This window comes from Rathayibacter sp. AY1E6, assembly GCF_002931115.1.
In the GTDB taxonomy this organism is placed as follows: domain Bacteria; phylum Actinomycetota; class Actinomycetes; order Actinomycetales; family Microbacteriaceae; genus Rathayibacter.
The window spans coordinates 154,606-165,631 of sequence record NZ_PSVK01000002.1 but is presented as its reverse complement, the minus strand read 5'-3'; the positions used below and the strand labels follow the sequence as shown (position 1 = coordinate 165,631).

Genomic DNA, 11,026 nt, shown 5'->3' with positions numbered 1-11,026 from the left:
CTCGCAGCGGATCCCCGTCGATCGGGAATGTCCGGGGCGTCCGCCGCTGTTCTGCCTCCGTACCCCGCATCCGCGCCCGCGAGTCGAGCCGTCGATGCGCCCCTCACACCGATCCCCCTCACGACCGGAGAACACCTGTGACCGAGCGCAGCACCCTTCCCGCCGCGCGGCCCGCCGCACCCGCCGCCGCCACGACCCTCGAGCCGCGCAGCCGCCTGGTCATCAGCCTCCTGCTGGTGTCGGCGTTCGTCGTGATCCTCAACGAGACGATCATGAGCGTGGCGCTGCCCGACCTCATGCGCGACTTCGACGTCGAGGCGCACGTGGGCCAGTGGCTCTCGACCGCCTTCATGCTCACGATGGCCGTCGTCATCCCGATCACGGGCTACCTGATCCAGCGGCTGCACACCCGCACGCTCTTCGCCGCCGCGATGATCCTCTTCAGCCTCGGCACGCTCACCGCCGCGCTCGCCCCGACCTTCGCGGTCCTCCTGGCGGCCCGCGTGGTGCAGGCCGGCGGCACGGCCATCATGATGCCGCTGCTGATGACGACCGTGATGACGCTGGTGCCCCCGGCGATCCGCGGCCGGATGATGGGCAACATCTCGATCGTCATCTCGGTGGCTCCGGCCGTCGGACCGACGATCTCGGGCGTCATCCTCAACTTCCTCGGCTGGCGCTGGATGTTCTGGATCGTGCTGCCGATCGCGATCGGCGCGCTGCTCCTGGGCCTGCGCAAGGTCGAGAACGTCACCGAGCCCCGCTCCATCCCGATCGACTCGCTCTCGGTCGTCCTCTCGGTCTTCGGCTTCGGCGGCCTCGTCTACGGCCTGTCGAGCCTCGGCGAGGGCGGAGCCGCGGTCGTCGCGCCGTGGATCCCGTTCGTCGTCGCGGGCCTCGGCCTCGCGGGCTTCATCGCGCGCCAGCTGCTGCTGCAGCGCACCGACCGGGCCCTGCTGGACCTCCGGACCTTCTCCTCCGCGAACTTCACCATCGTCATCGCGATGATGGCGGTCAGCATGTCGGCGCTCTTCGGCACCCTGATCCTGCTGCCCCTCTACACGCAGAACGTGCTGGGCCTCACTCCGCTGGAGACCGGGCTGCTCCTGCTCCCCGGCGGCCTGCTGATGGGCCTGCTCGCGCCGTTCGTCGGCCGCGGCTACGACCGCTTCGGCCCGCGCGTGCTGCTCGTGCCCGGCTCGATCGTCGTCGCCGGCGCACTGTGGGGGTACACCCTGCTCGCGGCGGACTCGTCGCCCTGGTTCGTCCTCTCGCTGCACGTCACCCTCAGCCTGGGCCTCGCCTTCGTCTTCACGCCGCTGTTCACCGCCGGCCTCGGCTCGGTGCGCCCCTCGCTCTACTCGCACGGCAGCGCGATCATCGGCACCGTGCAGCAGCTGGGCGGCGCGGCGGGCACGGCGCTGTTCGTCACCGTCCTCTCGATCCGGTCGGCGGAGCTCGCGCAGGGCGGAGCCGACGAGGTCGCCTCCTACGCCGGCGGCATCCACTCCGCGTTCCTGTGGGGCGCGTCGATCGCGACGGTCGCGATCGTGGCCGCGTTCTTCGTCCGCCGCCCGGCGGAGTCGGACGCGCCGCTCCCGATGGCGCACTGAGCCGGGCGGGCCGACCCCGCCTGTTCACCTCCGCGTCACCCCGCCTCCCTACGGTGTCGCCCCGGCCGCCGCGCTCCCGATCGCGCGGCCGGGACGGAGACGAGACGTGACCGAGACGGCCGGCCCCCAGGACGTGCTCGACGCCGGAGCGGCCACCCCTCCTCCCCGCACGCTGGTCGATGTCCTCCGCGACACCGCGGAGCGCCACCCGGACGCCTCCGCGCTGGAGGACCCGGCCGGAGCGCTCAGCTACCGGGAGCTGTTGGCCCGCACGGTGCAGCTCGCGGGCGAGCTCACCACCGCAGGGGTCCGACGCGGCGACCGCGTCGGGATCCGCATGCCCAGCGGCTCCCGCGAGCTCTACCTCGCGATCCTGGCCGTCCTCGCCGCGGGAGCCGCGTACGTCCCGGTGGACGCGGACGACCCCGAGGAGCGGGCGCGCCTCGTCTTCGGCGAGGCCGCCGTCCGCGGCGTGATCACCGGCTCCGGCCGCTTCGAGCGCACCGGCGCCGACGAGCCGGCCGCGCGCCTGTTCACCGCGAGCGCGCCGCACCCGAGCACGGCGTCGATCCCTCTGCTGCAGCCGCCCTCGCTCGAGGACGACGCCTGGATCATCTTCACCTCCGGCTCCACCGGAACCCCCAAGGGAGTGGCGGTCAGCCACCGCTCCGCCGCCGCCTTCGTCGACGCCGAGGCGCGCCTGTTCCTCCAGGCGGAGCCGCTCGGCCCCGGGGACCGGGTGCTGGCCGGTCTCTCGGTCGCGTTCGACGCGTCCTGCGAGGAGATGTGGCTCGCCTGGCGGCACGGCGCCTGCCTCGTCCCCGCTCCCCGCTCGCTGGTCCGCAGCGGCATGGACCTCGGCCCCTGGCTGACCACGCACGGCATCACCGTGGTCTCGACCGTGCCGACCCTCGCGGCGCTCTGGCCCGCGGAGTCGCTCGAGAACGTCCGCCTGCTGATCTTCGGCGGCGAGGCGTGCCCGCCGGAGCTCGGCGAGCGCCTGGCCGTCGAGGGCCGCGAGGTCTGGAACACCTACGGGCCGACCGAGGCCACCGTCGTCGCCTGCGCCGCGCCCCTCGGCGGGCCTCCCCCGGTGCGCATCGGGCTGCCGCTGGACGGCTGGCGGCTCGCCGTCGTGGACGCGGACGGGCAGCGGGTCGGCGAGGGCGAGGTCGGCGAGCTGGTCATCGGCGGGGTCGGGCTCGCGCGCTACCTCGACCCGGTCAAGGACGCCGAGAAGTACGCGCCGGCACCGCTCCTGGGCTGGGAGCGGGCCTACCGCTCCGGCGACCTGGTGCGCTTCGAGAGCGCCGGCCTGATCTTCCAGGGGCGCGCGGACGACCAGGTGAAGCTCGGCGGTCGGCGGATCGAGCTCGGCGAGGTCGAGGCGGCGCTGCAGGCGCTCCCCGGAGTCTCGGGGGCGGCGGCCGCGGTCCGCACCACGGCGGCCGGCAACCAGGTCCTCGTCGGCTACCTGGCCCTCGCCGGCGGCCGGGAGCTCGACCGCGACGCGGCGCTCGCCCGCCTGCGTGAGGAGCTGCCCGCATCCCTCGTGCCGCTGCTGGCCGTGGTCGAGGAGCTGCCGACCCGCGTCTCCGGCAAGGTCGACCGCGCCGCACTCCCCTGGCCGCTCGCCGTGGGCACGACCGAGGACGCCTCCCTCGACCCCGAGGAGGCGTGGCTCGCCGCCCTCTGGCGCGACGTGCTCGGCGTGCCGGTCGACGAGCGGGCGAACTTCTTCGACCTCGGCGGCGGCTCCCTCGCCGCCGCCCAGCTGGTCGCGCGGATCCGCGAGCGCGACCCCGAGTTCACGGTCGCCGACGTCTACGCCCACCCGCGTCTCGCGGCGATGGCCGCCGAGATCCAGAGCCGCTCGACCGGCACTGCGGAGGTGTCCGCTCACCGCATCGCGCCGGTCCCCCTCAGGATGCGCGTGCTGCAGACCCTCCTCGGCGCACCGCTGCTCGTGGTCGGCAGCGCCCGCTGGGTCACTGCGATCCTCACCGTCACCGCGGTGCTCGACCTGGTGCCGGGGTTCGGCTGGCTGCCCACCGCTCCGCTCGCCGCGCTGATCCCCGCGTTCGCGCTCTTCCTCACGCCGTTCGGGCGGATGGGGCTCACCGTCCTCGCCGCGCGCACCCTGCTGCGCGGGATCCGAGCCGGAGACCACCCGCGCGGCGGGAGCGTGCACCTCCGGCTCTGGCTGGCCGAGCAGATCGCGTTCCAGCTCAAGGCCGTGAGCCTCGCGGGCGCGCCCTGGGTCGCCTACTACGCCCGCGCGCTCGGCGCCCGCATCGCCGACGACGTCGACCTGCACTCCCTCCCTCCGCTGACCGGGATGCTCACGCTCGGGCGCGGCGCCGCGATCGAGCCCGAGGTCGACCTCTCCGGCTACTGGATCGACGGCGACGTCCTGCGCGTCGGTGCCGTCCGGGTCGGCGCCGGCAGCACGGTGGGCGCGCGCAGCACGCTCCTCCCCGGCGCCCGGATCGGCAAGCACGCGCAGATCGAGCCGGGATCGGCCGTCTTCGGGCGGGTGCCGGCCGGGCAGCGCTGGGGAGGATCCCCCGCCCAGCGGCTCGGCAGGGCGAACGCCGGGTTCCCCTCGGAGCGCCCGGCGCGCCGCCCGGGCTGGGTCTGGGCGTACGGAGCGTCCGCGGTCGGCCTCGCGGCGGTCCCGGTCCTCGCCCTCGCGGCCGGGCTCGCCGTCGTGACCGCCGCCGTGCGCGGCTCGGCCGGCCTCGGCGCCGCGCTCGGGCCCGCTCTCGCCGCCCTCGTGCCCGCCGTCGCCGTCTCCGGAGTCGTCCTCGCCGCTCTCGTCGTCGTCCTGGTACGCCTGCTCGGCCGGGGCGTCGAGCCCGGCACCCACCCCGTGCGCGGTCGGATCGGCTGGCAGGTCTGGTCGACGGAGCGGCTGCTCGACTCCGCGCGGGTCCTGCTCTTCCCGCTCTACTCGGGCCTGTTCACCCCGGTCTGGCTGCGGCTCCTCGGCGCGAAGGTCGGACGCGACGTCGAGGCCTCGACGGTGCTGCTCCTGCCCGCGATGACGACCATCCGCGACGGCGCGTTCCTCGCCGACGACACGCTCGTCGCCTCCTACGCGCTCGGCGGCGGCTGGATGCGGCTCGCCCGCGCCGAGATCGGCGAGCGCGCGTTCCTCGGCAACTCCGGCATGGCCGCGCCCGGCCACACCGTGCCCGCCGGCGGACTCGTCGCCGTCCTCTCCTCCGCGCCCCGCAAGTCGAAGGCGGGCTCGTCGTGGCTGGGCTCACCGCCCGTGCGGCTGCGGCGCACCGTCGTCGAGGCGGAGTCGGCGCGCACCTTCCGCCCGGCCCGCCGACTCCGCGCGGCCCGCATCGCGTGGGAGCTCGGCCGCTTCGTCCCGGTGGTCGTCTCGGTCGCGATCGGCCTCGGCGTGGTAGCCGGACTGCTCGCGCTGATCCAGACGCTCGGGGCGGTGCTCGCCGCGCTCGTGGGAGGCGTCGTGCTGCTGGCCGCCGGGGCGGTCGCCGCGGCCGTCTCCACCGCCGCGAAGTGGATCCTGATCCAGCGGGTCGAGCCGAGCGAGCAGCCGCTGTGGTCCTCGTTCGTCTGGCGGAGCGAGCTGGCCGACGCCTTCACCGAGATGGTCGCCGCGCCCTGGTTCGCCCACGCCGCCGCGGGCACTCCCGCGCTGGTCTGGTGGCTGCGGAGCCTCGGCGCCCGGATCGGACGCGGCGTCTGGTGCGAGAGCTACTGGCTCCCCGAGGCCGATCTGATCTCGCTCGGCGACGGAGCGACCGTGAACCGGGGCTGCGTCGTGCAGACGCACCTGTTCCATGATCGAATCATGAGCATGGATCTCGTGAGCCTCGACGCCGGCGCCACCCTGGGCCCGCACAGCGTGATCCTCCCCGCCGCGCGGATCGCCGAGCACGGCACGGTCGGCCCGGCCTCGCTCGTCATGCGGGGGGAGCTCGTGCCCGCGGGCAGCCGCTGGAGCGGCAACCCGATCGGCCCGTGGCGCGAGGTGCGCGTCGCCGACTACCACGCGCCCGTCGCGTGAGCCCCGCGCTGACCGGGCTCGAGACCGCCGGCGACCCCTACGTCCCCGGTATCGGGAACACCGGCTACCGCGTCGAGGCCTACGACCTCGACCTCGACTACCGCGTCGCCTCCAACCGCCTGGCCGGCCGGGCCGTGCTGCGGATCGTCGCGCTGCAGCCGCTCCGGCGGTTCTCCCTCGACCTCTCCCGGCTCCGCGTGTCCCGCGTCCGGATCGACGGACGCCGCGCCCGCCACGAGCAGGCGCCGCACAAGCTGCGGGTGTCCCCCGCCGAGCCGCTGGCCGCCGGCGAGAGCGTCGACGTCGAGATCGAGTACAGCGGCCACCCCGCCCCCCGCGCCACCCACTGGGGCGAGCTCGGCTGGGAGGAGCTGGAGGACGGGGTGCTCGTCGCCTCGCAGCCCTCCGGCTCCTCCACCTGGTTCCCCTGCAACGACGACGTCGCCGAGAAGGCTCCCTACCGCCTGCGCGTCACCGCCGAGGAGGGCTACGCCGTGCTCGCGAACGGGGTGCTCATCGACTCGAGCGCCCGCTCCGGCCGCCGCACCTGGCTCTACGAGCAGCGCGAGCCCAGCGCCGCGTACCTCGCCTCGGTGCAGATCGGCCGCTACGCGATCGAGGAGCGCGTGCTCGCCGGCGTCGCGGTGACCCTCGCCCGCCCCGCCGCCCTGGCCGCTCGGGTCGCGCACGACTTCGCTCCGCTCGAGCGCATGCTCGCCCTGTTCACGCGGCTGTTCGGGCCCTACCCCTTCGCCCGCTACTGCGTCGTCGTCACGGCGGACGAGCTGGAGATCCCGCTCGAGGCGCAGGCGATGGCGGTGTTCGGCGCCAACCACGCCGACGGCCGCGGCGGCTCGGAGCGCCTCATCGCGCACGAGCTCGCGCACCAGTGGTTCGGCAACAGCGTGGGCATCGCCCGGTGGCGCCACATCTGGCTCAACGAGGGGTTCGCCTGCTACGCGGAGTGGCTGTGGTCGGAGGAGTCGGGCCGCGCCACCGCCGACGCCTGCGCCCGCCGCCACCACGCGGTGCTGCGGGCTGCGGCGCAGGATCTCGTGCTCGCCGATCCGGGGCCGGTCGCGCTCTTCGACGACCGCGTCTACAAGCGCGGCGCGCTCACCCTGCACGCGCTGCGGCTCACCGTCGGCGACGAGCCCTTCCTCCGGCTGCTGCGGGAGTGGACGTCCCGCTACGCCTCCGCCGCCGTCACCGACGAGGAGTTCCGCGAGCTCTGCACCGAGGTCCTCGGCGAGGGCGTGGACGACCTGCTCGACGCCTGGCTCCTCGACGAGGAGCTGCCGCCGCTACCGTCCCGGCGCTGACACCAGCGAGTCCGCGAGCGCGTCGCCGTGCTCGCGCCGCCAGCCGATGATGGGCCCGGCGCCCGCGTCCCCCATCGGCCCGAGGGCGACGCTGACCCGCAGCGCGGGGTCCAGCTGCGGCTCGGCCAGCCGGAAGCGGACGCCGTCGATCCGCGCCTCCGCCGCGTGGTGCGACTCGTGCACGTGCACCCGGCGCGGGTCGAGCTCGAGCCCGCGACCGTCCGCCTTCAGTGCGGCCTCGATCCGGGTCCAGTGCAGGACGGGGTCGGCGGGGCGCATCCCGCCCGTGGCGAAGGGCGCCCCGGCGATGCGCGTGATCCGCTCCCCGCGCTCGGGCGTGCCCAGCGTCGGCTCCACATCGACGCCGACCGCACCGGCGCTGCTCGCCGCGACCACGACGGCGCCCGCGCAGTGCGCGATGCTCACCGACAGCAGCTCGAGCGCGATCCCGCGTCCCTCCAGCCGCGGCCGGCCATGCGCGCCCCCGCAGCGCGGGCAGCACGCGACGACCCGGACCTCCGACGCGCGCGTCCCCGTGAGCTCGGCCGCGAGCATCCGCAGGAGCACCCGCCCGAAGACGAAGCGCTCGGCCGCCGACGCGGCGACCGTGCCGGCGTAGCGCTCGCGCTCCTCGTCGCTCAGCAGCGGCAGCAGCCGCTCGGCGTCCAGCGTCTGCTCGTCGAGCGCCAGCCAGCGCAGGTGCACCCCCGGCAGCTCCGCGCCGATCCCCGACTCCCCCATGTCCGTCCCCCCGGTCAGCTCGTCGCGGCGTGCTCGCCGCGCTCGTACACGTCCGCGGCCGATCCGACGATCAGCGGGTCCGGACCCAGCGGGCCCACGACCTCCTCGTCGCGTCCGTCGTAGTCGTAGAGGCTCAGGACGTAGCGCATGGCCTCGAGCCGGGCGCGCTTCTTGTCGTTGCTCTTCACGATGGTCCAGGGAGCGTCGGCGGTGTCGGTCGCCGCCATCATCGCCTCCTTGGCCGCGGTGTAGTCGCCCCACTTGTCGAGCGAGGCGAGGTCCATCGGCGAGAGCTTCCACTGGCGCACGGGGTCGATCATGCGGATCGTGAACCGGGTGCGCTGCTCCTCCGCCGAGACCGAGAACCACAGCTTCACCAGGTCGGTGCCGTCGCCGACGAGCATCCGCTCGAACAGCGGCGTCTGGCGGATGAACTCGTCGTACTGCGCCGGCGTGCAGAAGCCCATCACGCGCTCCACGCCGGCCCGGTTGTACCAGGAGCGGTCGAAGAGGACGATCTCGCCGGCGGCCGGCAGGTGCGAGACGTAGCGCTGGAAGTACCACTGACCGGCCTCGCGCTCGGTCGGCTTCTCGAGCGCGACCACGCGGGCTCCGCGCGGGTTGAGGTGCTCGGTGAAGCGCTTGATGGTGCCGCCCTTGCCCGCGGCGTCGCGCCCCTCGAACACGACCACGAGTCGGCGCCCGTGCTTCTTGATCCAGTTCTGCAGCTTCAGCAGCTCGATCTGGAGGAGGCGCTTGCCCGCCTCGTACTCCTCGCGCGACATCCGCTCGTCGTAGGGGTAGCCCTCGCGCCAGGTGTCGACCTGCGTGCCGTCGCGGCGCAGGAGCACCGGATCGTCGTCGTCCTCGTCCAGCACGACGAGGTCCCGCGCGTCGGCGGGCGTGAGCGTGCGGAGCAGCTCGGGAGTGGGACGGAGGGCGTCATCGGCGGTGTCGGGCACGGAGGGACGCTAGTGCGCCCGTGCGACGCTCCGGTGAACGGCGGGTATCCCCGCGTCTGCGGGGAGGACGGTCGGACAGGCTGCCGCGCCGATCGCGGACCCGGCCGCCGGACGCGCAGGCTGACCACGACGGCTGTACGCGACCGAGGCTGCAGTGCTCGATCCGGTGCGTTCCCGCGAGGATCGACCGGCTCCGCCTCGTCTCGGGACGGCGTCAGCCGGTGAACGCCGCAGGAGGCAGGTCGGTCTCGCCGCCCTCGACCGCGTCGAGCAGCCGGTCGACCACGTCCTGCGGCGCCAGACCCGCGCCGAAGCGGGGCGCGTCTCCCGCGAGAGGGTGCCGGGACAGCTCGGTCTCGGTGTGGCCGGGGCGCGCGTCGAGCAGGAGGACGCCCGCCCGCTTGTACTCGCGGGCCGAGGCCTTCACGAAGGAGTGCAGTGCCGCCTTCGAGGCGGAGTACGCGGCGAGGCCCGCGGTCGGAGCCTCCGCCACCACGCCGCTGATGGTCAGCGCGAACGGCTCGCGCCCCTCGCCCGCCGACGCGACGAGCGACGGCAGCGCGGCGGTCAGCACCCGGATCGGCGCCAGCGCGTTCACCTCGACGAGCTCCTCCAGAACGGCCGGATCGAGCTCGGCGGACGGCCCGAAGGCCACGACGCCCGCGGCCACGACGACGCCGTCGAGGCGCCCGTGCCGCTCGAGCACCTCGGCGACCACGCGCCGGGGCTCGTCCTCCCCGCGCAGGTCGGCGACCAGGGGTGCCTCGCCGAGCGCCGCGGAGTCGCGCCCCGAGCGCACCGCGACGGCACCGCGCGCCTCCAGCGAATCGGCCAGGAGGCGGCCGAGGCCGCCCGAGGCTCCGAGGACGAGGACGACGGCACCGTCGAGACGAATCATGTGGCGAGCCTAGACGGGTGCGCTGTCGCGGATCGGCACTACCGTCCGAGCGACCGGGCCCCTACCGTGAGGCCCATGACACGACTGCAGAGCCGTGCCGTGCTGCACCGCCTGCTCGAGGTTCTCGAGGATCCCGCCCCCGTCACCATCGGCCACGCGCGTCACGTCCGGATGCTCGTCCGCGAGGCTCTGGAGTGGATCGCCGGCCCTCGAGCGCACGAGTCCGGTGCGTGGAGCGGCCCCGCTTCGGGAGAGCCCGCGGCCGCGCTCGCCCCCGAGGATCCCGCCGCCACGGACCCGGGTCTCTGACGCTCCCGCCCTCCTCGTAGACTCGTTCGCCGGAGGAACGGGGGGGGTCGATGGACGAGGGTGCGCCGGCGGGCTGGTACCGCGACGAGGCCGGTGCGGCCGAGATGCGCTGGTGGGACGGCAGGCGGTTCACCGGGGCGCGCCGCTCCGCGCAGTACAGTGCCGCGATGGTGCGGGACGCACCCGTCACCCCCGTCACGGAGCGCGTCGTCTACCGCCTCCCGAACGCCGACGGCGCCCCGAGCGTCGACGCCCTCGCCGAGGCCGAGCGGATCGAGGAGATCGCCGATCTGATCGGCCGCACGCTCGAGCAGGGCGAGATCGACGAGCGGACCCTCGAGGTCGACCTGATCCCCGAGCCCGACCACCCCACCGGCCTCGACGCCGTCTCGGTCCGGGTCGGCGGCCGCGTCCTCGGCTACCTGCCGAACGCCTCCGCCCACCGGGCCGCTCTCGACCGGGTCGTGGCGAGCGGAGCTGTCCCGGTCACGACCGCGCGCCTCCGGGTCGAGCGCGGCGAGGAGGGCCTGCGGGCCGTCCTCCGCGTCGCCCTCGTCGCCCCCGAGCTGCTCGTGCCGCTCAACGAGCCGCCCGTCGAGCGCCACTCGATCCTCCCCTGGTCGCGGGGCCTGCCGGTCCTGCGCGAGGACGAGCACTTCGCCCGCCTCTCGTCGGTCGTTCCGGCGAGCGGCCGCGGCCTGCTGCTGGTGACCCTGCACCCGGCGGGCGACCTCGTCGAGCTCCGTCTCGACGGCGAGCGGGTGGGCGAGCTCTCCCCGACCCTCTCGGCGGATTTCACCCCGACCCTCCGCCACCTCGCGAGCCTCGGCCTCACCCCCGCCGCCTACGCCTCCCTCCGCGGATCCCCGCTGAAGGTCGAGCTCACGCTGCAGGCCGCGAAGGCCGCGGAGCTGCCCGCCGAGTGGGTCGACGGCCGTCCGGTCACCCTCCCCCGACTCCTCCCGCCGGCTCAGACCTACTCCGTACCGCCCGCGTACACGCCGCCGCTGCGTCCCACTCCCCGCAGCTCGGAGGCGGTCTCCCGCTCGGTCCGCCGGACCGTCGCCTGGGTGGTCGTCGGCGTCTGCACCCTCGTCGGGCTGTCGAGCTGGCTGATCGGCGACGTGCTGAACTGA

At 74.8% G+C, this 11,026-nt stretch carries 8 protein-coding genes; 5 read left to right on the top strand and 3 right to left on the bottom strand.

The features are described from left to right. Positions 1-137: 137 nt before the first annotated feature. The 3 genes from C5C46_RS02510 (at position 138) to C5C46_RS02500 (ending at position 6,980) form a co-directional block, all read left to right on the top strand. Positions 138-1,613, top strand: a complete 1,476-nt coding sequence (locus tag C5C46_RS02510; protein WP_104222964.1) for a DHA2 family efflux MFS transporter permease subunit — start codon at positions 138-140, stop codon at positions 1,611-1,613. 106 nt (positions 1,614-1,719) lie between these two features. After that, the gene (locus C5C46_RS02505; RefSeq protein ID WP_258059267.1) at positions 1,720-5,658 is read left to right on the top strand and encodes a Pls/PosA family non-ribosomal peptide synthetase; all 3,939 of its coding nucleotides are present in this window, start codon (positions 1,720-1,722) and stop codon (positions 5,656-5,658) included. Further along, positions 5,655-6,980: a M1 family metallopeptidase gene (locus C5C46_RS02500; RefSeq protein WP_258059266.1), complete on the top strand. Its 1,326-nt coding sequence runs from the start codon at positions 5,655-5,657 to the stop codon at positions 6,978-6,980. The genes C5C46_RS02505 and C5C46_RS02500 overlap by 4 nt, the downstream gene beginning before the upstream one ends. Here C5C46_RS02500 and C5C46_RS02495 read toward each other — a convergent pair. From C5C46_RS02495 to C5C46_RS02485, 3 genes are all read right to left on the bottom strand, one after another. Continuing rightward, positions 6,963-7,721: a 4'-phosphopantetheinyl transferase superfamily protein gene (locus tag C5C46_RS02495; protein ID WP_104222962.1), complete on the bottom strand. Its 759-nt coding sequence runs from the start codon at positions 7,719-7,721 to the stop codon at positions 6,963-6,965. The two genes, C5C46_RS02500 and C5C46_RS02495, sit on opposite strands and share 18 nt — an antisense overlap. A gap of 14 nt (positions 7,722-7,735) precedes the next feature. Then, positions 7,736-8,596: a polyphosphate kinase 2 gene (gene ppk2 / locus C5C46_RS02490; protein WP_258059302.1), complete on the bottom strand. Its 861-nt coding sequence runs from the start codon at positions 8,594-8,596 to the stop codon at positions 7,736-7,738. A gap of 301 nt (positions 8,597-8,897) precedes the next feature. Further along, positions 8,898-9,581 carry an SDR family oxidoreductase gene (locus C5C46_RS02485; protein WP_104225533.1) on the bottom strand — a complete coding sequence of 228 codons (684 nt, stop codon included), beginning with the start codon at positions 9,579-9,581 and terminating at the stop codon, positions 8,898-8,900. 75 nt (positions 9,582-9,656) lie between these two features. Between C5C46_RS02485 and C5C46_RS02480 the strand changes: the two genes are divergently transcribed. After that, positions 9,657-9,890, top strand: coding sequence for a hypothetical protein (locus C5C46_RS02480; RefSeq protein WP_104222960.1), 234 nt, complete (start codon positions 9,657-9,659; stop codon positions 9,888-9,890). A gap of 50 nt (positions 9,891-9,940) precedes the next feature. Continuing rightward, complete coding sequence (locus C5C46_RS02475) at positions 9,941-11,026, top strand: DUF2510 domain-containing protein (protein ID WP_104225531.1); 1,086 nt, start codon at positions 9,941-9,943, stop codon at positions 11,024-11,026.

What these genes read in the sequence shown, in the direction of transcription:
- C5C46_RS02495 (WP_104222962.1), bottom strand. Translation starts at nt 7,721, where the DNA reads ATGGGGGAGTCGGGGATCGGCGCGGAGCTGCCGGGGGTGCACCTGCGC.
- C5C46_RS02485 (WP_104225533.1), bottom strand. Translation starts at nt 9,581, where the DNA reads ATGATTCGTCTCGACGGTGCCGTCGTCCTCGTCCTCGGAGCCTCGGGC.
- C5C46_RS02480 (WP_104222960.1), top strand. Translation starts at nt 9,657, where the DNA reads ATGACACGACTGCAGAGCCGTGCCGTGCTGCACCGCCTGCTCGAGGTT.
- C5C46_RS02475 (WP_104225531.1), top strand. Translation starts at nt 9,941, where the DNA reads ATGGACGAGGGTGCGCCGGCGGGCTGGTACCGCGACGAGGCCGGTGCG.